This is a genomic window from Pontibacter silvestris, from assembly GCF_020907275.1.
Lineage (GTDB): Bacteria > Bacteroidota > Bacteroidia > Cytophagales > Hymenobacteraceae > Pontibacter > Pontibacter silvestris.
On sequence record NZ_JAJJWI010000017.1, the window covers coordinates 88,388 to 112,655 of the forward strand.

Annotated in this window: 15 protein-coding genes; 9 read left to right on the forward strand and 6 right to left on the reverse strand. The window is 42.5% G+C overall.

The window, feature by feature from the left end:
• Positions 1-37: 37 nt before the first annotated feature.
• The 3 genes from LN995_RS15620 to LN995_RS15630 all read right to left on the reverse strand — a co-directional run bounded on the left by LN995_RS15620 (position 38) and on the right by LN995_RS15630 (position 3,263).
• Entirely contained in the window at positions 38-262 is a 225-nt protein-coding gene (locus tag LN995_RS15620; protein WP_229962015.1) for a hypothetical protein, read from the reverse strand.
• A 238-nt stretch (positions 263-500) separates the two neighbouring features.
• A complete protein-coding gene (locus LN995_RS15625; RefSeq protein ID WP_229962016.1) occupies positions 501-1,799 on the reverse strand; it encodes a neutral/alkaline non-lysosomal ceramidase N-terminal domain-containing protein in 1,299 nt (432 codons plus the stop codon).
• Between the two features lie 108 nt (positions 1,800-1,907).
• Positions 1,908-3,263 (reverse strand): neutral/alkaline non-lysosomal ceramidase N-terminal domain-containing protein, encoded by a 1,356-nt coding sequence (locus LN995_RS15630; protein ID WP_229962017.1) that lies wholly within the window; start codon positions 3,261-3,263, stop codon positions 1,908-1,910.
• A 258-nt stretch (positions 3,264-3,521) separates the two neighbouring features.
• Here LN995_RS15630 and LN995_RS15635 point away from each other — a divergent pair, with 258 nt between their 5' ends.
• The gene (locus LN995_RS15635; protein WP_229962018.1) at positions 3,522-5,777 is read left to right on the forward strand and encodes a Tex family protein; all 2,256 of its coding nucleotides are present in this window, start codon (positions 3,522-3,524) and stop codon (positions 5,775-5,777) included.
• Between the two features lie 129 nt (positions 5,778-5,906).
• Here LN995_RS15635 and LN995_RS15640 read toward each other — a convergent pair whose 3' ends face one another.
• Both LN995_RS15640 and LN995_RS15645 read right to left on the reverse strand, forming a co-directional pair.
• Positions 5,907-6,800 carry a phosphatase PAP2 family protein gene (locus tag LN995_RS15640; protein WP_229962019.1) on the reverse strand — a complete coding sequence of 298 codons (894 nt, stop codon included), beginning with the start codon at positions 6,798-6,800 and terminating at the stop codon, positions 5,907-5,909.
• Positions 6,801-7,224: 424 nt separating this feature from the next.
• Positions 7,225-7,974, reverse strand: a complete 750-nt coding sequence (locus tag LN995_RS15645) for a DeoR/GlpR family DNA-binding transcription regulator (protein ID WP_229962020.1) — start codon at positions 7,972-7,974, stop codon at positions 7,225-7,227.
• A 266-nt stretch (positions 7,975-8,240) separates the two neighbouring features.
• Between LN995_RS15645 and LN995_RS15650 the strand changes: the two genes are divergently transcribed.
• From LN995_RS15650 to LN995_RS15660, 3 genes are all read left to right on the forward strand, one after another.
• On the forward strand, positions 8,241-9,674 hold the full coding sequence (locus LN995_RS15650; RefSeq protein WP_229962021.1) for a glycoside hydrolase family 125 protein: 1,434 nt from the start codon (positions 8,241-8,243) through the stop codon (positions 9,672-9,674).
• 217 nt (positions 9,675-9,891) lie between these two features.
• Positions 9,892-10,872, forward strand: a complete 981-nt coding sequence (locus LN995_RS15655) for an isoaspartyl peptidase/L-asparaginase family protein (RefSeq protein ID WP_229962022.1) — start codon at positions 9,892-9,894, stop codon at positions 10,870-10,872.
• Positions 10,853-11,635 carry a copper homeostasis protein CutC gene (locus LN995_RS15660; protein ID WP_229962023.1) on the forward strand — a complete coding sequence of 261 codons (783 nt, stop codon included), beginning with the start codon at positions 10,853-10,855 and terminating at the stop codon, positions 11,633-11,635. Before LN995_RS15655 ends, LN995_RS15660 begins: the two co-directional genes overlap by 20 nt.
• A gap of 72 nt (positions 11,636-11,707) precedes the next feature.
• Here LN995_RS15660 and LN995_RS15665 read toward each other — a convergent pair whose 3' ends face one another.
• Positions 11,708-12,772: a LacI family DNA-binding transcriptional regulator gene (locus LN995_RS15665; protein ID WP_229962024.1), complete on the reverse strand. Its 1,065-nt coding sequence runs from the start codon at positions 12,770-12,772 to the stop codon at positions 11,708-11,710.
• 751 nt (positions 12,773-13,523) lie between these two features.
• Between LN995_RS15665 and LN995_RS15670 the strand changes: the two genes are divergently transcribed.
• The 5 genes from LN995_RS15670 to LN995_RS15690 all read left to right on the forward strand — a co-directional run bounded on the left by LN995_RS15670 (position 13,524) and on the right by LN995_RS15690 (position 24,235).
• A complete protein-coding gene (locus LN995_RS15670; RefSeq protein ID WP_229962025.1) occupies positions 13,524-16,859 on the forward strand; it encodes a SusC/RagA family TonB-linked outer membrane protein in 3,336 nt (1,111 codons plus the stop codon).
• Between the two features lie 34 nt (positions 16,860-16,893).
• Positions 16,894-18,462, forward strand: coding sequence for a SusD/RagB family nutrient-binding outer membrane lipoprotein (locus LN995_RS15675; protein WP_229962026.1), 1,569 nt, complete (start codon positions 16,894-16,896; stop codon positions 18,460-18,462).
• Between the two features lie 227 nt (positions 18,463-18,689).
• On the forward strand, positions 18,690-21,155 hold the full coding sequence (locus LN995_RS15680) for a carboxylesterase family protein (RefSeq protein WP_229962027.1): 2,466 nt from the start codon (positions 18,690-18,692) through the stop codon (positions 21,153-21,155).
• A gap of 58 nt (positions 21,156-21,213) precedes the next feature.
• Positions 21,214-22,683, forward strand: coding sequence for an alpha-L-fucosidase (locus tag LN995_RS15685; RefSeq protein WP_229962028.1), 1,470 nt, complete (start codon positions 21,214-21,216; stop codon positions 22,681-22,683).
• 67 nt (positions 22,684-22,750) lie between these two features.
• The gene (locus tag LN995_RS15690; RefSeq protein WP_229962029.1) at positions 22,751-24,235 is read left to right on the forward strand and encodes an alpha-L-fucosidase; all 1,485 of its coding nucleotides are present in this window, start codon (positions 22,751-22,753) and stop codon (positions 24,233-24,235) included.
• Positions 24,236-24,268: the final 33 nt, after the last annotated feature.

A 24,268-nucleotide genomic window follows, 5' to 3' on the forward strand; every position in this document is an offset into this window, starting at 1 on the left:
CATTAGATTAAAACCTGTACCTAAAGTATACTTTCCATTAGCTTCTTCTCACCGGAATTGGCTGTGGTTGCATCTTTGGTCTGAATACCAACCAGGCTAACGTGCCCAATATAGTACCGGAAAAGAATACGAGGCCAGCTACCAGCCATCCGTTGGCTCCTCTTTGTTCAGCATCAAAATAAATGCCTGTCAGAATAAAGCCCATCAGCAAGACATATAATGTAAGTATTGTCAGAAATATAAAATTTATAGTCAGATCCATTGCTTCTGTAGTTTAAATTGTACAACCTCCAGAGCCTAGTTGGCTCGTTAGTATTAGTTTAAACTGCTAAAGGTGGTGTAATGTTTATAATTATATAAAGATAAAAGTAGCACTAGTTGTTAAAGTGCAATAAGTTAGTTGTATTTTTATTTTTAAGAGGTGGTATTGGCTAAATAATTTTGAAGTATCTAAAATTTAATTGTTTACAGAGAAGTCTTATGTTATACTTGTTTGAGTTTTACTGGTGTAGCCGAAGCAACTGAAGGAGCATTTGGGTTAAATAGCTGCCACTGTAAGGGCCATAAAAATTCATAGCCCGGGCTTCATACTTCTTAAGCTGGTAATGCTCATCCGGCACTATATAGCCAATGTAGCCGCCATTAAAACCTGTTAAAACCATATGTTGCCCCTGTTTATGTGCCTGTTGTTCCAACTGAGTCATAAATTCACCGGAGTAATCAGCAGGGGTCCCTAACAATACTGTTTCACCTACTTGTAAGCTTGATAAGTAGGCTGAATATTTTCCAAAGAAGGTATAAAACAGGCCTGGTGCAAACCTGTGCTCATCACCAAGACGCCAATGAGGTTTAGGAAGAGATAACGGAATACGAACGGAGTTTAGCTGGTTAGTGTAAGTTAACTGAACAGTAGCTGATTCCTGAAGTACTATTTCAGCAAGAGCATGACCGATTTCCTCTACGCTTTTAAATGTTTCGCCATGTTGGTAATTTGATCTGTGGCTGGAAACAGCACCGGCAGCAAAGGCTGCAAAATTTACCTGCTTCTCCAGTTGATCTACTAACACGCCCGGATAGTCTCGGGAAAGAACGGGTTGCATAGACGGAAGTATGGTCGGGTGTGCCGAAAATGTGCAGAGGATGGCTGTGTTGCCATTCTTTTTTTCAAACTTCAGAAAGCGTATTGTTGTATCACGGGCAGTAGCAGAACCTGTCAGGCGATTGTATACCCAAGGAGCTCCATTGGCATAGCCATAACCAACACGTGTAGCTTCTAGATTAGCCTGTGCCTGATTAATGCTTTGTAATACATGCTCTGCCGCTTGTTGCACAAGCTTCTTTTTATACTTTCCTGCCATCATCCGTCCGCCTATGCGTTTGCCCCAGCCTCCAAAGCTGGTATGGGTGTGGGTAGCGGTTAAGTATACTTGCTGCGGCTTTAGTCCGAGTTTTGAATATTGCTTTTCCAGCACCTTTGTCAGTTCCATAGGAGTAATAAGCATGTCTAGCGTTACCAGAAAAGCTAAATGCTGTCCGTTATCAAAAGCAAAAGTTCTGACGTAAGCAGAATCATGTACCTCCTTGTATTTTAAACCAAGCCGCTTGCCATAACCTGCCAGCGGGGCCGGTGGGGGAGGAGTTATGTTTACCTTGGCCCACCCAATTTTCAGCGTGTCTCCTGCAGTAGTATCAAGCTTTGCTTGCTCAATTTGGGCTACTGTTTTTCTATAGTAATCTGTCTGTTCCGGTGGGGTAGTATCTATGGGCTGTACGATGCAACTCTGAAAAAAGAGCAGCATACAACAAAGAAGGCAACTATAGTACTGGTGGTGTTTCAATGCTACTAAGTTAGCAAATTATAAGTTAACTCATAAACGGAGACAAAAGCTATAAACAGTATTTTAAAATCAATTTCTGTGCTCCTGAAGCACCCGCTGCATCACGTGAGTTAAATAGGTTCCGCTGTGAGGACCATAAAAGTTCATGCCGCGAGTCTCGTACTCATTTAGACCGTAGTACTGGTCAGGTGTAATATAGCCCATGTAGCCTCCGTTAAAGCTGGTTACTATTACCTGTTGCTTTTGTTTAAGGGCTTGTTTTTCTAGCACAGGCATAAATTCACCTGAATAATCTGCAGGAACTCCTAACAAAATTGTGTTCCCAATCTGGAGACTGGAAATAAAAGCAGCGTGCTTACCAAAAATCAAATTGAAGAGGAAAGGGGCTAGGCGCAGATTTTCTGTGATGCGCCACTGGGGTTCCGGTAGTACAAGTGGTGCCCGGGCATAACCGAGTCTATGTTTAAAAGCAGTGTTTACGTGTGGGAGTTCTTGCCGTACAAGTGTCGCCAGTCGCTGGCCAACTTCTGCTGTGCTCTCAAATGTATCACCATAAAAATGAGTGGTGCTATGGCTTCCGACAGCACCAGCCGAAAACGCCGCAAACTCTATGCGTTCTTCCAAAGCATCTACTAGTTCTCCTGGATAGTCCCTGGACAGGATGGGTTGCATAGAAGGTAGTATGGTCGGGTGTGCGGCAAAAGAACATAATATAGCCGTTTTTCCACCAGCCTGTTCAAACTTTAAAAATCTTATGTTCGTGTCGCGGTGCTGGCGCGATTCTGTAAGCCGGTTCTGCACCCAACTGGCTGCATTGGCGCTACCGTAACCTATGCGTGTTGGTTGCAGCCTTTGTAGGGCCTGTTTTATACTTTCAATAATTCGTTGCGTGGTTTGCTGCACTATTTGTTCATCATATTCACCAGACAGCAAGGCAATACCCGGCTTCTTGCCCCAACCACCAAAGCTGGTGTGGCTATGTATGGCTGATAAATACACCTGTTCCGGTTTTAGCCCAAGCGTCAAAAACTCTTTCTCTAGCGCCGCCGTTATCCGCATGGGTACTATCAGCATATCAAGCGAAACAAAAAAAGCTTTTGTTTGTCCGTTATCAAAGGCAAAGGTTCGTACCCAGACCGAATCATGCACTTCCTCATACTCCATACCTAACCTTTTCCCATATCCAGCCAGTGGTGCAGGAGCAGGTGGCGTAATGTTGACTTTGGCCCATCCTACTCGAATCGTATCCCCGGTAGTAATAACAGGCGGTTGCTTTTGCAGCTGTGCTTCTGTTGCATTGTAGTAGCTTGTTTTACTAAGTGGAGTCTCATTTATAGGGCGTATTACCAGGGCAGCCAGCAGTAAAAGAAGCAGCAGGATAAGTAAAATATACTTTATTATTTTATTTGTTGTAGAGTGCTTCAATACTATAAAAGCTGTTAGTTGTGGTAAAGTTACGCTGATTGTTGCGACAACAAGGCAAATTAACACCCTCAAGTTGTTTTAGGTTTAGGCATTAATACCTTATTTTTGACAACTCATTCACTTGAAGGATAAAAAAAGAGATTAATAAACCAGAGCGGAAGGCATAGCAGGGTACAGAATAAACACATCTTATTCATTCATCACTCCTCATACCCCTTAATCGCTGCAAAGATCAAAATAATAGTTTTACTGATATACATGGAGCCAAATATTGACCATTTATTAAAAATCGTTACGGAGCTTACCATTACCATTAAACAAGTGGAGGCTACAGCAAAATTACTGGACGAAGGGGCGACAGTGCCATTTATTTCCCGTTACCGGAAAGAAGCAACAGGCTCTCTGGACGAAGTACAAATTGCCGCCGTACGCGACAGGTTGGAGCAGTTACGGGAGCTTGATAAGCGAAGAGAAAGTGTCCTGAAATCAATTCGTGACCAGGAGAAGCTGACGCCCGAACTGGAGGCACAGATTATGGGTGCTGAAACAATGGCTGTGCTGGAAGATATTTACCTGCCTTACAAGCCAAAGCGCCGTACTAAAGCCACCATTGCCCGCGAAAAAGGACTTGAGCCGCTAGCGGAGCATATTTTCCAGCAGGAGAACTTTGATGTAGCTGCAGAGGCTGCCAACTTTATCTCCGAAGAAAAAGAGGTAAAAGATACCGATGAGGCTTTGGCTGGTGCCCGTGATATTATGGCCGAATGGATGAACGAGAACGCAGAGGCACGTGCCACTATGCGCCAGCTTTTTGAGAAACAAGGCGTTTTCAGGAGCCGTGTGATAATGGGCAAAGAAGAAGAGGGCCAGAAGTATAAAGATTATTTTGAGTGGGACGAGCCTATTGAAAAAGCACCGTCGCACCGGGTGCTGGCGATGCGCCGTGGCGAAAGCGAAATGGTACTTATGCTAAGTGCTCAGCCTGAAGAGGAGCTGGCACTGGCGAAGCTGGAAGATATGTTTGTAAAGGGCAATAATGCTGCTTCTGAGCAGGTGCGTCTGGCTGCCAAAGACTGTTACAAGCGTATGCTAAAGCTTAGCATGGAAACAGAAGTTCGGCTAAACTCTAAAAAACGTGCCGATGAAGAGGCTATCCGTGTGTTTGCTGATAACCTGCGCCAGTTACTGTTATCTTCTCCGCTAGGCCAGAAAACAGTTTTGGCTCTGGACCCAGGTTTTAGAACAGGTTGTAAGCTGGTAGTGCTGGATAAGCAAGGCAAACTGCTACATAATGAAACAATATACCCACACACCGGACAGCATAAGGCACAGGAGGCCGGGCAGAATGTGAAATACCTTATAGATCGCTTTGATGTGGAAGCTGTTGCGATTGGTAACGGTACGGCGAGCCGCGAAACAGAAACCTTTGTCAGAGGTTTAGGTTTACCAGCTTCAGTACAGATCGTGATGGTGAATGAAAGTGGTGCCTCTATTTACTCTGCTTCTGAAGTAGCACGCGAAGAGTTTCCTGATCAGGATGTTACAGTTCGTGGAGCTGTTTCTATCGGTCGCCGCCTGATGGACCCGTTGGCAGAACTAGTGAAGATTGACCCTAAATCTATTGGAGTAGGGCAGTATCAGCACGACGTGGACCAGTCTGCCCTGAAGCACTCGCTGGATGATGTGGTAATGAGCTGCGTAAATGCTGTGGGTGTGGAAGTTAACACAGCCAGCAAGCAACTCTTAACGTATGTATCTGGTTTAGGCCCGGCTTTGGCTCAGAATATAGTAGAGTACCGAAACCAGAACGGACCTTTCCGCACCCGCACTGAACTAAAGAAAGTTGCCCGCTTAGGTGACAAAGCTTTTGAGCAGGCAGCAGGCTTCCTGCGAATCCGTGATGCAGTAAACCCTCTGGATGCTTCTGCGGTACACCCTGAAAGTTATCCGATTGTAGAGCAGATGGCCAAAGACCTGGGCGTAACTGTACAAGATCTGATAAAGAGCGATGAGTTGCGCAAAAAGATCAATCTGAAGAATTATGTGACCGATACTGTTGGTTTACCTACTCTGCAGGATATTGTCAGTGAGTTAGCCAAACCAGGCCGCGACCCTCGCCAGACTTTTGAAGCGTTCAGCTTTACAGAAGGTGTGAACGAAATAACAGACCTGCGGGAAGGAATGAAACTGCCGGGCATCGTGACCAATATCACTGCTTTTGGTGCCTTTGTAGACCTTGGAGTTCACCAGGATGGCCTCGTACACGTTAGCCATTTGTCTGACCGCTTTGTAAGCAATCCGCATGACGTAGTGAAAGTAGGGCAGAAGGTAGAAGTAACCGTACTGGAGGTAGATGTGCCACGCAAACGCATTTCTTTATCTATGAAAGGCGATCCGGCAACAGCTAAACCAGCAGGGGGAGGTAGCCGCAATAAAGGAGGTCGTAAAGAAAAAGAAGAGCCGATGGATGATTTTCAGGCAAAGCTGGCAAAGCTGAAGGGGATGTTTAAGTAAAAGCCTTTGCTTTATTAGTTATAAACAAAAGAGGCCACTTCACAAGTAAAATGTGTGGCCTCTTTTGTTGTTTATGGAAGAAGATTACTAGAGCTGCTCTAATCTTAATTCGGTGAAGCTCAAGACCAATTAAAATACAAGTGTAGTACTTAGCCCACCCAACCTCAAGCCAAACTGTGGGGATATTAGAAGCTTTTGTTTTCGTATTTTTAATTTTTGCTCAGCTGCATCGTAAAGTTTATTCAACCCCTTTGCCGTTAAAAACCCAACAGCAGCACCAGCCATTACATCGGTAGCCCAATGCGCATTGTCGTGTATTCGGGATAATCCGACAAGTGTGGCAACTCCATAAGCAACGGGAGGTACAAACTTATGATCTTTATACACAGTGGCTACAGAGGTAGCTACAGCAAATGCAACAGTAGTATGGCCCGAAGGGAATGAGGTATAGTTCCATTCTTTATCCGGACCGCCATAGAAATGGTTTTGTGTTGTAATCATTGGTCTGTGCCGATTTACAGAAGATTTTAGAGCATTAGTTACCAACGAACCAGCAAGCATACTTCCCAAAGACAGTAACCCTGCCTTTTCCAGTTTTGGGTCTTTTGCCAGTATACCTCCAATGGTAGCTGCACCAGCCACGGGTGCCAGATAGGTTACGTGTCCAAGAGGCTCTACCAGCTTTGAAATGCCATTAGTCACTGAATTCTGATGACTTTGCGTATACTTTTGAGCAGGTTCATCCATAAGGGCATAAGCAGCACTCCAAAGAGTAGCACCTGCCGCCACAGTCGTAACAGTTCTAAGAGGACCGGAATATTTTCTTTTATAAGGTTGTTGCTGTGGTAGCTCAGGTGCTCTAGAGACTGTATCTACAGAGGTAGAGTGCTTTTGTACAGGTTCGTCCGAATTTGTGAGAGGTAATTGTGCCTGTGCAACAACATTTATAGTTAGAAACATGGCGGTCAGAAAGGTAGTTACACGTGTACCTTTTGGAATCAGATCAAATGACCGTTTTGGCATAAAGTATAAATAGATGAAAGTTATTCTGCTTGAGCTAATAAATTTATGTCAAAGGTCTCTCCAACAGATGCCGAGTACCCCAAGGCTTTTATGAATTTGCGTTTTTAAGTAACTATCTACCAGATTTGCTGCATGTAAATGTAGTCCTAAAAGGCTTCCGTACCCTTTTGGGTTCCATATCAGGTTATAATAATTTTGATGGTTTTAGTTACTCTATAATTCGAATAAGACGAGGCAAGACGGTTCAACTGTCAGAGCCAGATACAATTCTCAATTCCTATTTGCTTATACCATCAACAGGCACAGCTTGAGCTAAATGTTAAGAAGAAGGCTATTAGGTCAAGTTTGCTGGTTAATAGCTTTCTTTCTAATCTTTCTTAAGAAGATATAAAGCCCTTTTGTACTTGCAGCTTAAAGGTGCATTTTACAGTACCTGTAATCCTCTTTTCCTGTACGCTGTCAGCAGGTCATCTTCAGAAGCTAGTTCGGTAATAAGCGTTTGCACCTTTTCAATTCCAGTAACTTTATAGGGTTGAACTGTATTAATTTTTTCAGATATAGGTAGAGAGACTACATGTTTGGCACAAGAAACCAATGCTTGCTTGGTTAGCGTTTCCTCACGGTCAAAGTCAGTAATGCCAAACTGGTGATGGATGCTGCGGGTACCTATAAAGCAAATGTCTGCATGAATGTCTGCTACAAAATTAATTACATCCAGGCCAACTGCTACCTGAGCGTTTTTAAGTATCTTACCTCCAATAAAAACAGTTTCTACTTTAGGGTGTTCTGAAAGTTGCAGGGCTATAGGTAAACTGTTGGTAAAAACGGTAGCTTTTAAATCCAGCGGTAATTGACGGGCTAACTCCAGGTTAGTAGTGCCTCCATCCATCACCACAACAAAGTCGTCTTGTATCAACGGAATGGCTTTACGTACAATTACAACTTTTTCCTCATGTGCATATATCTCCCTGTCTTTGTGGCTAAAAGGAATGTAAGCATGTTGCATGGCGCCTCCATGTACCTTTTTTATCTGGCCATTATCCGAGAGTTCTTTCAGGTCTCTGCGTATGGTGTCTTCTGATACATTTAGTTTGTGGCTGAGTTCAGAGGAGAGAACCTTATTATGGCTTCTTACTTCTTCTAAAATATAATTATGTCTTTCCTGTTTTAGCATGTATTGTCACTTTACGGCATGATAAACTTTAAAGTACTTTAATTTAGTAATAATGTATATAGATTTACTAGTAGGCTTTCTTTTAAACATATAAAGCAGCTTTGAAAACAAGTAGTTTAATGATATAGTGTACTAATCGTGCATGAACAGGCATTAAAACTGCATGTACACGCTTTATTTTTGCCGATTTGTTTTGATATATAAATTATTGTTTGAATATTTAAACTGTCAGTAACGACAAACTTTAATAGAAACGTTTGCCTTAAATGCCTACAACAAGAAGAAACTTTATCAAAGCGGGAGGGCTGGCAGTAGCTGGAGTAGCCTCTGGTTTTTCTTTTATTCCTTATGTCCCATCAGATGCTTTTGAAACGAAACGTCCTGCCTCTAATGCCAGGAACTTTACAAGTAAAGCTGTTGAGAAAAAAATAAAGGAAGTTAAGAAAAGAATTGCAGATAAAGAACTTGCGTGGCTTTTCGAAAATTGTTTGCCTAATACTTTAGACACAACCGTAAAATATCAGGTGGAAGATGGTAAGCCAGATACCTTTGTCATCACCGGAGATATTGAGGCTATGTGGTTACGAGATTCTACAGCCCAGGTATGGCCATATTTGCCTTTTGCTAACGAAGATAAAAAGCTCCAGAGTATGCTGGCTGGGGTTATAAACAGGCAAACGAAGTGTATCTTGATAGACCCTTATGCGAATGCCTTTAATGAAGGACCTACCGGAAGTGAATGGAAGTCGGACCTTACTGATATGAAGCCAGAACTGCACGAGCGGAAATGGGAAATAGATTCGTTGTGTTACCCTATACGTTTGGCATACGGCTACTGGAAAACTACAGGCGATACCTCCTGCTTTGACAGTAACTGGGCAAAAGCTATGCGCCTTGTTGTAGATACGTTTAAAGCACAGCAAAGAAAAGAGGGGAACGGACCTTATAGTTTTCAAAGGGTAACAGAGAAGCAGACAGATACAGTAGCTGGTGCCGGCTATGGCTATCCTGTAAATCCTGTCGGCCTTATATGCTCTACCTTCAGGCCTTCTGACGATGCCACTGTTTACCTCTTCCTTGTGCCGTCTAACCATTTTGCCGTTGTCTCTCTTCGGCAGTTAGCAGAAATGAGCCAGAGTGTTTTACAGGATGCGTCTTTTGCCCGTGAGTGTACTGCTTTGGCTGATGAAGTGGATCAGGCTTTGCAAGAGTATGCAGTAGCAGAGCACCTCAATTTTGGGAAGGTATATGCTTTTGAAGTGGATGGCTTTGGAAACAAGTTGTTTATGGATGATGCAAACATCCCAAGCTTGTTAGCTTTACCTTACTTAGACGTTACTCCCCTAAACGATCCTGTTTATCAAAATACACGGAGATTCGTCCTTGGCCAGAATAATCCTTTCTTCTTTAAGGGTAAAGCTGCTGAAGGAATCGGGGGGCCACATGTTGGAGTAGACATGATTTGGCCCATGAGTATTATTATGCGAGCTTTAACAAGCAATTCAGACGAGGAAATTAAGGAGTGCCTGCAAATGCTGAAAGCGACACATGCGGGAACGGGCTTCATGCATGAATCTTTTCATAAAGATAACCCGGAGAAATTTACACGAAAATGGTTTGCTTGGGCAAATACATTGTTTGGAGAGTTGATTCTGAAAATAGATCAGGAGCGCCCACATCTATTAAGAACTGAAATTTAGAAATATTGTAGTCCCCTAATTTAAGAAGCTCTAGAGCCTTTTTATAGAGCAGTTTATTACAAAAGCTTTTGTGAAGTTTGACATGAAAATACAGGGTTGATGCTTTTTGATTCCTCTCAAAAGGTAAGGAGCTATGAAAACTACTACTTAATTAACATAGGATAAATGAGCGGCTTTGTTGAAATAAAAAGTATTATAATCAGATAAAATATTAAGAATGAAAAGCAGGAGAAACTTCCTTAAACTATCCGCTTTAGGCACCACTTTTCTTAGTGGTCTTTATCCTTTAGAAAGGGCTTTTGCCGGATCATTGGGCAAAGAGGCTGCGGCAAATAAGCCTGTGGTTATCTCTACCTGGGATCATGGCATGCCCGCTAACGAAGCAGCCTGGAAAATTCTGTCACAAAACGGACAGGCCTTAGACGCAGTAGAAGCTGGTGTAATGGTTCCTGAAGGAGATCCGAGAATCAGAACCGTAGGATACGGTGGCTATCCTGACAGGGAAGGTAAAGTTACCTTAGATGCCTGTATCATGGACAAAGACAGTAACTGTGGCTCTGTTGCTTTTCTGGAGCATATAAAACACCCTATTTCAGTTGCCCGAAAGGTAATGGAAGATACACCACATGTCATGTTGGTAGGAGAAGGAGCCTTGCAGTTTGCCCTGTCTAAAGGTTTTCAAAAAGAGAATTTACTGACACCTGAGTCTGAAAAAGACTGGAAAAATTGGTTGAAAGAGTCAAAATACAAGCCAGTCATCAATATTGAAAATCACGACACGATAGGCTTGTTAGCTTTAGATGCACATGGAAACTTAGCAGGTGCCTGTACCACAAGCGGAGCATCTTATAAAATGCATGGTAGAGTAGGGGATTCACCTATAATAGGAGCCGGTTTGTTTGTGGACAACGAGGTAGGCGCAGCTACTGCTACAGGCTTAGGAGAGGCTGTTATGCGTATGGTGGGTAGCCATTTGGTTGTAGAGCTTATGCGACAGGGTAACTCTCCTGAAAAAGCATGCAGGTTGGCTGTAGAGCGAATAATTGCCAAGCATAAAGATGTGTCTGACCTTCAGGTTGGCTTTATTGCCTTAAACAAGCAGGGAGAATACGGAGGCTACTGCATACACAAAGGGTTTAACTATGCTGTGCTGGACAAGTCGACAAATAAACTGATAGATGCTAAGTACAAGCTGTAAAGGAGAGCCTGGGGAAAAGTTAGTTGCAGAGATCTGCGTTGATTCTGTGTACTCTGCTGCTGTTGCGGAAAGTGCTGGTGCCCAGCGTGTAGAACTCTGTAGTAGCTTAGCTGAAGGAGGTGTTACGCCTAGTGCAGGTTTAATTGAAATAACCAGGAAAAACATTAGTATCGGCCTGCACGTGCTTATTCGCCCAAGGAGGGGCGACTTTCTGTATTCGGATCTGGAGTTTGAGATTATGAAGAAAGATATAGAGCTGGCGAAAAGAATGGGAGCAGATGGCGTTGTGATAGGTATTTTGAAGGCAGATGGAAATATAGATGTTGGCAGGACCCGGGAACTAATAGAGGTGTCTCATCCTCTTAGTGTTACATTTCATAGAGCATTTGATCTTACTCCTGATCCTTTTAAATCTTTAGAGGATCTTTTAGCCCTTAAAGTGGACCGCCTGCTTACCTCTGGTCAGGAGGAAACAGCACTGCAGGGAGCAGCATTGATAAAGGAGTTGGTTAAGAAGTCAGCTAACCAGTTGATTGTTATGCCTGGCGGTGGCATTAACGAAAACAATATAAGCAAAATTGTTGCTATAACTGGTGTAAAGGAGTTCCATGCTTCAGCCCGAAAAAAAGTTAGCAGCTCCATGGGCTATTGCAGAAATTACCCAGCTATGTCTAGTATGCAGCAGTTATCGGAGTACGAAAACCTGGTGGCTGATGTAAATAAAATAAGGGCTATTAGGGAAGTTTCTGCAACAGTAAGATAATCAGCTTTATGTTTACTGAAGCATGAGAGAATAGTGCTTTTTAGACAGAAACAAGCTGCATTAGTTTGCTACTTAATGTATACCTGATTCTAAATAAGATTTTAAATTTTGCCGGGTAATAATTTCGAGTGGAAAGAGGTCTGTTAGGGGAGGCTCCTTTTTTAGCAATAGGTAATTTGCTAAATAGCTTATACCTAAAAATGCCTGGCGCTTCGGGTTTTGGTTTATAAGGAAGTCAATTACTCCAGATTTTAAATAACGGATGTTTTCTTCCAGCAAATCATATCCAACCAATCTTATGTCCTGCTTCTTGTGCTTCTCAAGTAGCGATGCGATATAAGAGGAGCCTTTAGATGTAGATACTAGAATACCCTGTAACTGTGGCTCCAGGAGTAGGCCCAGAAGTTCATTCTCAATAGAAGACTCTTCTCTATTACTTAAATCCAGTATTTTTATTTTAACATTCAGCTTGTTCTCCTTGAAATACTCTTTAAAACCTCTTTCCTTTTCAAGGAGATGGACTGAGTTATTACTGTCTTCATTTATATGAAGTAAGGCAAAAGTACCTGTGCTGCTTTGGCGTAAATGTAAAAGCTCGGCACCCACTTTGCCACTCTCGAACAGGTTTTGTCCTATAAAGCTTAGAGGCTGTACTTCTGGTATATTAGTGTTAAAGAGTACGTATGGGATACCATCTTCCTTAAACAGATCGAAAAAAGGAAGTGCTTCCTGATAGAAAATTGGTGCAACTAAGACACCATCCGGGCAGTCATCGTATACGGCTTGTGCTACGCTTTTAAAAGAATTCCTGTCATAAAGATCAAAGAAGAACGACTTAATGTAAAAGTCATACTGCGCCCATTCTGTTTCAGCCTGGCCTGCCCCTAGGAAAGACTGATGCCAGTATTCATCTAAAGACGGATCAGGGGTAAGTATTGCAATATGGTAAGTCTTTTTAGAGCCAAGGGTACGAGCAATTAAGTTAGGCTTGTACTCTATCTCGTGCAGTGTTGTTAAAACTTTTTGAAGTGCCTCATCCGATACTTTACCCCGTTTGTGTAATACTCTGTCTACTGTACCTACTGAAACGCCAGCTAACTGTGCAATGTCTTTGATCCTGATTTTCTTCTTTTCCATCTGGCAGAGGGGGGCTATGTGTTAATTAAGGTGCAATTATATTCTAAAATTGGAAAAAACATTATAAAATATTTGGTGCGGAGAAAAATATGCATGTTTTACAAGGGTAAGTGCATTCAAAACCAATAACTAGGCTTACTTAAGTTGTTAGCCTGGTTTAGTTAAGTGTTAAACATTGCCTTTTCGAACTAATTTAAACGAACGTTAGATGTTTTGCAAGCTTTTGTGTGTGCGATAACATTATAAATGTGTGCGCACACATTTATAATGTTTTTCTTGTTTTTAATTTCTGATGTGTTTACCTTAGGCAAAGAATTAACACAAGTTTAATAGAAAGTCTAACAAAGGTTCGACTTTTTTAGCTAAACAATGCTGTCGTGTATTTTTATAAATAATTATACTTGATGTACTGCTAAGTGAAAATGCTTCTAAAACAAGTACTTTATATTGTTTAGTTTATCGGCTTAAATTCGAATAGCTGGTTGTGATTTATAATTCATAACTAATTAATACCTTTTCCTGCGGTAGTGCTGAAGACCTATTTTGTCTGTGAAGAGTTTGTAGTATCTCCGTGTTTATTTGGTGAGATGCTTTTATAGGTGGTAAGGCTTCTGATCTTATCTGTGGGTATCCTCTTAGTGTCTTGAATGGCTTTGCCATGCGTTGGAAGTGTTCTGTTTGAAACTTCAATATAAGATAGTTCTAATATTAGCTTACATCTTACTCCATTATTCACTAAATCTACAAAACAATGAGGAACAGGTACAGTTCTATTCTTTTTAGTGTCATACTGGCTTTCTGTAGTCAGATAGCATGGGCACAGCAATTAATTAAAGGAAAAGTGACGGACGAAAAGCAGCAGCCTCTACCAGGGGTTACAGTGCTTTTAAAAGGTACATCTACTGGTACAGCTACAGATGTAGATGGTAATTACTCACTTCAGGTGCCAGGTAGTGACGGTACCTTGGTTTTTTCATTTATAGGATATACAACAAAAGAAGCGCCTATTAGTGGCCGCTCTACTGTAAATGTGGCACTAGCTGATGATGCGAAAGCATTAGGTGAGGTAGTAGTAACTGCTTTGGGTATCTCAAAAGAGCAAAGAGCGCTGGGGTATGCCACCAGTACAGTAAGTGCCAAGGAACTGACAGAAGCCGGTAATACAAACTTTGCATCGGCGCTGTATGGTAAAGCGGCTGGTGTTAAAATTACTACGGCGCCAGGTGGGGCAACCAGTGGTGTAAACGTGCAGATACGTGGTATTAACTCTCTTAACTTCAACTCACAGCCTTTGTATGTAGTAGATGGTGTGCTAATTAGAAATAACAACGAAAGAGGAGCTAGTGGTGCTAATAACGGAGGATACTGGGATGACCAACGAATCAGAGGGAATGGTATTTTAGATATAAATCCTTCGGATATAGAAACACTAACGGTGCTAAAAGGTGCCAGCGCCACAGCACTTTATGGTTCTGATGCTGCGAGTGGTGTCATTGTCATCACTACTAAAAAAGGTTCACAAAGAGAAGGTTTAGGAATAGATGTTAACTACACTTATAACATAGAGAATGTAGCTTTCACGCCTAATTACCAGAATATATACGGGCCAGGCTACGACAGAGCTACAAACCTGGCTGTTGGCGCTACCGAAGAGGGCTGGATACCTGTTGATTTAGACGGGGACGGAGTAGAGGAAAGTTTGCGCCCTAACTTCAGGGCATATGGCCAGTTTGGGCCTAAAATGGAGGGGCAGATTGTGCCTTGGTGGGATGGAACGATGAGAGCTTACTCTCCTCAGCCCGATAATTATAAAGATTTCTACCAGACAGGTTACAGTTCCATTATTAATGCTGCGCTTTCAAATCAAACAGATAAGGCATCTTACAGACTTTCGTATACCCGTAATGATTATGAAGGTGTGCAAAGAGGTGGTGAGATGAACCGCAACACCTTCAACCTTAACAGCACGTTTAAGATTAATAATCGGTTAAGTGCTGACATCGTGGCAAACTATGTGAACACTTATGTGAAAAACCGCCCAATGCAGATTAATCGTCTGACAGCCTCTTTTGATGGCTTTTTAGGCCGTTCAGAAGATATGTCAGTGTGGTTAAATAATTACCAGACATCAGAGGGTTATAAATATGTGTTGCCAACTCAAACTGACCGTAATCCGGAGGAAGCGTTGGCTTATAACATCAGACCAGAAGTATTAAACTTCCTATGGAATCAGCTAAGGAACAGCGAAGAGGAATATGAAGACCGTTTGATTACAAGTGCAACCATCAATTATGAGATTGCAAAAGGATTGCGTTTAAGAGGGCGGGTTGGTAATGATTTTACCAGCAGAGCTATTGAAACCCGCCAATACAACGAGTATCCAATTGCATTTAATGAGAACAACAGTACAGGATATTTTGGTACGTCTAAAGGTCGTTATGCTACTTTCTATGGAGATGCCTTACTATCTTATACGAATAATATAACAGATGACCTTGAATTTACAGTAAATGGAGGTTTTCAGGGAAGAAAAGAAAGTTATCGTGATCAATCTTCTGGTACCAGAGACGGATTAACAACTGCAAACTGGTTTAGTATAAACAACTCCTTCAACTTAGCTACTACCTCTGCTTCGCGGGCAGAAGTAACCAAGTACGCTTATTTGGGAACATTAAGCTTTAACTACAAAGACTATCTTTATATAGAAGGAACAGGCAGACAGGAGTATACCTCTACACTTCCAGCAGCTAACAATAACTACTTCTATCCTTCCATAAATGCTGGTTTTGTGTTTACCGATGCATTTATGCTGCCAACTTTCCTGAGCTATGGTAAAATCAGGGCTTCTTATGGTGTGGTGGGTAATGCGCCGTCATATTACAGCGCAAATGTTACCTATAGCCAAACTCCATTACAAACTATCAATGGTCCGGTACCATCTTTAAGTGCTCAGGCCACTTATGGAAATGAAAGCCTAGTATCTGAAAACAAATATGAATCAGAATTTGGTTTGGAGACAAAGATACTGAACAATAAAATAGGGCTTGACCTTTCATACTATGATAGTAGAGTCAAAGATCAGATTCTGTATTTATCTCTGCCAACTAGTACAGGGGCTACCTCTAGGCTTTCAAATGTGGGCGAAATACGTAGCCATGGCTGGGAACTAGCATTAAACGCTACACCGGTGTCAGGTACCATCAACTGGGATACCCGGTTAAATTTTGCCTTTAACCGCAGCAAAGTACATAGCTTAAATGAAGGATTGGAAGAGCTGGTATTTTATGATGCAGAGCAAAGTTCAGTGCGGTTAGTAGCAAGGGTTGGTGAGACTATAGGAGATATTTATGTGTTTCCACGTGCAACAGATGCAGCAGGAAACTACATTATAAATAGTGATGGCTTGTATGTAATAGACAAAACCCGTTACGAAAAGGCCGGCAACATTCTTCCTAAAGTAGTAGGTGGTATTTCTAACACTTTATCTTATAAAAACCTTTCTTTAGACTTTTTGGTTGACTATCGCCTGGGCGGACAAATTATATCTACACCTCTTAAATATGCTACCGGTGCAGGTATGTTCGAAAACACGTTGCAGTACCGTGACGAAGCTAACGGAGGCTTACCTTACTATATCGATGCCAGTGATAATAAAGTCCTTCTGCCAAACCATAGCGCCACAGCTCCAAATGGAGGCACTGTTTACCACGATGGCGTATTATTGGATGGTGTGACAGAGGAAGGACAGCAGAATAGCACCATTGTAGATGCTGCTACTTATTACATGAACACGTTTGCCTGGGGTGCAGATTCCTGGAACAGCAAAGGTTCTGTGTTTGACAATAGCTTTGTGAAAATGCGTGAGGTTGTGTTAGGTTATAATCTTCCTAAAGCCGTTGCACAGAAGTTTAAATTCCAGAACCTGCGTGTGTCATTGGTGGGCCGAAACCTGTTCTACTTCTGGCGAACACTTGAAAACCTTGACCCTGAAGCTCCGATTGGTACCCAGTGGTACAGACAAGGTATAGACGAAGGTTCTAGTGCTGCCACAAGAAGCTATGGTTTCCAGATCAATGCTAGTTTTTAATGATTGGTGATTTAATACTTGATATGATTTTATTATGAAGAGGATATTCATTTATATAGTTGGTTTTGCAACAGCTTTTACAAGCCTGACAGCCTGTAAAGATCAGTTGGAGGAAGATTTTTATAACCCGGAACAAACTACGCAGGCATCAATAGGAAGTTTTTTTACTGAAATGCTGGACAACAACCGTGTGCGCCCTTCTTATTGGGATATCAGGACCTTTGTTGCCGTACAGCCGGGAGTGTATACACAGTCGTTGTCTTTTCAGAACTCAAATACAATGTACCAGCAAAACCCGGGGTATGTTCAGAACCGTTGGGACGACTTTTACAGACCTGGCGGTGATGGGGGCGGCGCTATGGCCCATTATAGAGCCATAGAAGCCGCTTATTCTGAACTATCAGATACTGAAAAAGCCACAGCAGAAGTTATTGTGCAGGCTGCCAGAGTGGTTATGTTGGATGAAGCATCTGAGATGGTAGACCTTTGGGGAGCCATTCCTTTCAGCGAAGCAGGCAGTCTAAACCTGACTGGCACTGTGGTGAGACCCAAGTTTGATGATGGGGAAGATGTGTACAATACTATTCTAACTGGTCTGGAAGAAGCTTCAACCTATTTTGCTTCGGCACAAACAACACCAGCTTTCCAGAAACAGGATATAATGTTGAGCGGAGACGTAGACATGTGGAGACGCTATATAAATTCCTTGCGCCTGCGCTTGCTAATGCGTACTTCTTTTGTAAATGAGGCCGCCGCTCAGCAGGAAATCATGGAGATACTCAGTAATCCTTCACAGTACCCGTTAGTTGACGAGACAAAGTATAATATTTTACTGGCTCCTCTTACCAACTATATAGATAACCTGAACGCTGCTTTAACTGAGATCGGTAGTTTCTCTGCACCAGAGTACATGCTGGAGGAGGTATTGAAGCCAGCCAATGATCCTCGTATAGAAGTTTTATTTGACAAGTATGGCAGAACTGTAGACGAAGTGTTTGTACAGAACGCAGAGTTTAAGGCTATGCCATTATCCTTTGGTTCTGAGACACAAACGCAAAGAAGAGAAGATTTTGCTATTCTTGACTCGGTTACTTTCCTGTTCAACAGTAACATACCTGGTATAGTTATAACGGCCTCAGAGGTGAATTTTCTTAAAGCTGAAGCTTTTGAACGATGGGGCGGAGGAGATCCGGAGCAAGCCTACAAATTGGCTTTACAGCAATCTGTTGATTTTTATTATAACCTGAACAACACCAGCTCCAGTTCCGGAACCAAAGAAACTGCTCCAACAACTGAGGAAATGGAAGCCTTCCTGGCAAGCCCTTCAGTAGCTTATACTGGGGCTCAGGAAGAGAAGCTGGCAAAAATATGGACGCAGAAATGGGTACACTTCGGCTTTTTACAAGCCGTTCAAAGCTGGTCTGAGTACAGAAGAACAAACTATCCTCAGCTTACTTTTATGCCGGCTACTTTGTCAGGCTATGAGGCTCCACCTACACGTTTGTTGTACCCAAGCAGTGAGAACGCCTATAACAGCGAAAACTATCAGGCTGTTAGAGCAAGTGATGTGCGTACAGGAAGAATATTTTGGGATATAGATTAGTTGAATTTCGGAGAGGTTACTGAATTTTTTGGTAGCCTCTCTTTTTTATTTACAGCTTGTACTGCCAAACAACAGTTCCATAAAGGCTACTGTATTTATAAAACAGTTTAGTGTTGGGGCTATATAATTCTATATTGAATTACTTGTCTTACCAGCTATATGAGATGGGGTACTGACTGTAGTTGATTAATGAACAATGAAAAGTATTATAATTAAATAAAAGGATAATGATTAAGAATAAGAGTATAATCTTTGTATTATTCTTCATGTTTTCTGTTGGTGTTAAAGCACAGAAAGCCTTTCAATTTACAAAAGGTCTGGTTGTAGAAGATTGTCATCAATATGGAAGAGAGGCTTTATATACAGACCAACTGGCTTATCAGCTTTATAATAGCAGTTTAAAAAAGCCCTCTGAAGGACAAAGTTTCTATACCAGTGATAACAACACAAAATCTGTCTGGCATGCCATAGCGGTAGACAGTACAAACAAGTTTAAAGGCAGAGAGCTTGCGAACGGCTACCTTTACCTGACTTACGAATCGGACCGGGAGCAGACAGCGTTGTTAAATATATCCGGACACAGCATGGTATACTTTAATGGACAGCCCCGAACAGGAGACATCTACAGCGATGGATGGTTGTACCTGCCTGTGCAACTTAAAAAAGGAACAAACGAACTATATATAAGAGGATCCAGGTTTTCTGCGTGGGGTGGAATATCAGCGAAGATTTCTCCTGCTACAAAGTCTGTTATCATCAATAAAGAAGATCCTACTTTACCTAACATTGTAGTAGGCAATCAGCAAGAGCCGCTTTGGGGAGCCTTAGTTGTTATCAACGCATCAGCTCAACCATTAACAAACCTGCAGTTTAAAAGCCAGTTAGAAAGAAAAGAGATGGTAACGGCAGTGCCCACTATCCCTCCTATGACAACGCGTAAGATTGGGTTTAGAATAGATCCTTCAGGTATAAGGCAAAAAGGAGAATACGCATCAAATATTAGCTTACTACAAAAAGGAAAAGTGTTAGATCAGCAGGATGTTATGCTGCAAGCTGTTGAGGCAGGAGAGCATTACAGCAACACTTTTGTAAGTGACATAGACGGAAGTATACAGTATTACGGTGTGGCTCCTCAGGCCAACGCAATAGCTAACAATAAATCGGCTCTGTTCCTGTCGGTGCATGGAGCAGGGGTTGAAGCGATAGGCCAAGCCAGGGCTTATCAGCAAAAAGACTGGGGAACGCTTGTTGCCCCCACCAACAGGCGGCCACGTGGCTTTAACTGGGAAGACTGGGGCAGGCTGGATGCCTTGGAGGTATTTGAAATTGCCAAAGCAAAGTTTAAGCCTGATCCGAAGCAGATTTACCTCACCGGCCACTCCATGGGAGGCCACGGCACCTGGTACTTAGGTGCAACTTATCCGGGCAAATGGGCTGCTATTGCACCCTGTGCCGGTTACCCTACACTTTCTGCCTATGGTTCTGCCGACGGTAAAATACCGGATGCTGGCAAGTCAGGTATAGAAAGCTTATTGTTACAGGCAAGCAACCCGAGCAATGTGCTGGAGTTGGCCCGTAACTACGATGCAGGCGGTGTTTACATCCATCATGGAGATAGCGATAAAGTTGTATCGGTGGACTATGCCCGTCAAATGAAAACGTTACTGGCCTCATTTCACAAAGATTTCAGTTACTATGAATATCCGGGTGGGTCGCATTGGTTTGGCAATGAAAGCGTAGACTGGAAGCCTTTATTCGAGTACTTTAAGTGGCATACGATTCCAGATGACAGTGCAGTAAATAAGGTTAACTTCAGCACAGCCAATCCGGCCGTTTCATCAGCTTATCATTGGGTGTCAGTCCTGCAACAACAGCAGCCCCTAAAGTATAGCCGGGTAATGCTGGACCGAAACAAGGCAGAGAAGAACATTACCGGTACTACTGATAACGTTAGTATATTAAGCATTAACTTAAGTGATTTTCGGAAAGGAGACAACGTAAGTATAACGTTGGATGGAGGCACGTCTGTAAAGTATCAGGTAAACTCTGCTAGCGATGTGCTTTATTTGTACAGAAGCAACAATTGGGTAATAGGAAAGACACCTCAGCTTAATGAGAAGGGAACCACCCGTAACGGTACTTTTAAAGAGCCTTTTAACCACCGAATGGTGTTGGTTTACAGTACTGCTGGCAGCCCCGAAGAAAACGAATGGTCTTATAACAAAGCCCGCTATGATGCAGAAGTATGGTACTACCGGGGAAATGGAGCTGTCGATATTGTTTCTGATAAAGACTTTAAACCTGCTGCTTATGCCGATAGGGGAGTTGTAATCTATGGCAATGCAAACACGAACCGAGCCTGGAAAAAGCTTTTAGCTAAATGCCCTATTCAAGTGCAGCGGGATAATATAAAAGTCGGAAGTAAGCAATATAAAGGAGATAATATTGGCGCTTACTTTATGTGGCCTCGTGCAGACAGTGATATAGCTTCTGTGGCAGTTATCACCGGAACTGGTTTGAAAGGTATGCAGGCCGCAGATGCAAACCAGTACTTTGCTGGAGGCAGCGGCTTTCCTGATTATATGGTTTTCTCACTGGACATGCTTAGAGATGGTGAGAAAGGAGTAAAGGTAGCAGGGTTTTATGGTAACGACTGGAGCATAGAAAAAGGCCAGCAAGTTGTACAGCCGTAGCTTATAAAAAATACTTGAATAGCTTAATTGATAAAATTATTTTAAAACTAATAAGTTCATGTCGTTCCGTTTCTTAAAGTTTACCTTAACTAAATGTTTCTTTATCCTGTCGCTTTTAAGTTTAGAGCTGGCTGTACCTGCCAGTGCTCAACAACAGGGAATACATCAGCAGTCAACAGAATACGAAGCTCCCACTGATCAGTTAGTAAAGGAAAAGCTTGAGAAATGGCGTGATCAGAAGTTTGGCATGATCATTCACTGGGGGCTGTATGCAGTGCCAGGTATCATAGAGTCATGGCAGATATGCTCCGAAGACTGGATAGAAAGGGACAGCACCATTGCGTATGAAGATTACAAAAAATGGTACTGGGGCCTTAGTGAAGATTTTAATCCTGTAAACTTCAATCCGGAGCAGTGGGCCAGTGCAGCAAAGGATGCCGGAATGCGCTACCTGGTGTTTACGACAAAGCACCATGATGGCTTTAACATGTTCGATACAAAAGAAACGGACTTTAAGATTACCAATGGGCCCTTCAAAAATAATCCACGGGCGAACGTAGCAAAATATGTATTTGATGCTTTTCGTAAGGAGGGTTTTATGATTGGTGCCTATTTTTCAAAACCAGACTGGCATTCAGAATATTTCTGGTGGCCTAAATATGCTACTCCTGATCGCAACGTAAACTATGACATTCGGAAGCATGCCTGGCGCTGGGATCAGTACAAACAGTTTACCTATAATCAGATTAGTGAGTTGATGCATGACTATGGGTCGATGGATATTCTGTGGCTTGATGGGGGATGGGTAAGGCCACTGGAAACTGTTAATGATGAAGTACGCGCATGGGGGGCTCCTATACCAGAGTTTAGCCAGGAAGTAGATATGCCACGCATCGCCGGCATGGCACGAGAAGCGCAACCAGGTTTGCTTATAGTAGACCGTACCGTGCATGGACCTTATGAAAATTACCAGACGCCGGAGCAGCGTGTGCCGGAAAATAAAATAGATAACCCCTGGGAGAGTTGCCTGACGCTTGGCAATAATTGGGGTTATGTACCAAACGATCAGTTTAAGTCATCAACCAAAGTTATTCATTCTTTAGTAGAGGTAGTAGCTAAAGGAGGAAGTTTGCTGCTGGGTGTGGGACCAAAACCTGATGGCACACTGCCTGATGAAGCTGTGCAGCGTATGGCTGAGATAGGGAAGTGGCTGGATGCGAATGGGGATGCTATTTACAGTACACGTACAACAGAACATTTCCAGGATGGCAGTACCTATTTCACACAGGGAAAAGAAGGAGTACGCTATGCTATTGCCTGTATAAAAGAAGGAGAGACAGTTCCTGCGACAGTAGAATGGGTTGGCAATGCACCAAAACGCGGCAGTAAAATGAAACTCTTACAAAACGGAAAAGTTGTAAAGTGGGTAAAGGATGGGGATAAGGTAAAAGTTTTCCTTCCTAATTATGTAGCAGGCTCGAAAGGGACTTATCCTGCTTTAGCATTTTCGTTTACGGTAGATAAATAGAAGCCCCGCATTTACCACAAAATATTCGACTTAGTTTTAGTAGTTTTAAAGAAGCCAGAGATTATTGATGGAGAAATACAGCCGGCTTTTATTAGCTTATGCCTTTGCCAGCACTTTTTTTTCCTGTTCGACAGGTAATACTTCCACATCAAGTTATAATGTAGCTCCTCCGCAGCCAGTATATCCTGTGCCGTCCGATGCACAATTAGCCTGGCACGAGATGGAGATGAATGCTTTTATTCATTTCACGACGAACACGTTTACTGATCTGGAATGGGGATATGGTGACGAGAGCCCGTCTATATTTAACCCTTCTCAGTTAGATGCTGACCAATGGGTGCGTACATTGAAAGAGGCAGGTTTTAAAGGTGTAGTATTAACCTGCAAACACCACGATGGCTTTGCCTTATGGCCTAGCCAATACACAGAGCACTCTGTTAAAAACAGCCCCTACAAAAATGGACAGGGAGACGTGGTGAAAGAAGTAGCTGATGCTGCAAAAAAACATGGACTGAAGTTTGGTGTTTATCTTTCTCCCTGGGACAGAAACCGTGCTGATTATGGAGAACCTTCTTACATTGCATATTATCGCAATCAGCTTAAAGAAATATTTACAGCCTACGGACCCATATTTGAAATGTGGTTTGACGGAGCTAACGGAGGCGATGGGTACTATGGCGGAGCCAGAGAGACCCGAAATATAGACCGTTCTACTTACTATAACTGGCCTACTACACTAAACATGGTTAGGCAACTACAGCCAGACCCGCAAGTGTTGTTCTTTAGCGATGGCGGGCCTGATTTACGCTGGTGTGGTAATGAGAAAGGTATAGGAGGAGAAACGAATTGGAACACAATTAGCAACGATACATTATATGCTGGTAAATTTGGTATTGAAGAGTTGCTGAACACAGGTGCTGAAGATGGCAATAAATGGATTCCTGCGGAAGTAAATACTTCAATCAGGCCGGGGTGGTTCTATCATGCCAAAGAAGACTCGCTGGTAAAAACACCAGAAGACCTGTTTGAAATATACCTCACCTCCGTTGGGCGTGGTTCTACTTTACTTTTAAATGTGCCACCAGACCAAAGAGGCCTCATTCATGAAAATGATGTGAAAGCACTCAAAGAATGGAAACGGCTCATAGATAGTGCTTTTAAGGAGAACTTTGCTGCGCAGGCAAAAGTTAAAGCTGATTCTTTTCGTGGGAATGCAGAAGCTTATACCGCTGCAAATCTTACAGATGGAGATAAAGAAACTTATTGGGCAACAGCTGACGGGATAAACACGGGCACAGTAGAAATTAATTTAGGCAAAAAGCAAGCAGTAAAGTACGTGCTCCTGCAGGAATACATTAAACTAGGCCAACGCGTTAAATCTTTCTCTGTGGAGGTGTGGCAGCACAACGCATGGGAGTCTGTTGCGAATGCTACTACCATTGGTTTTAAGCGCATTCTTAAACTGGAAACCCCGGTCACTACTGATAAGATTCGCATCAAAATTACTGATGCAAAAGCTAGCCCGGTTATATCTAATATAGAAGTTTACTAATTTAAAGTTTACTTTAGATTAAAAATAGGTAAA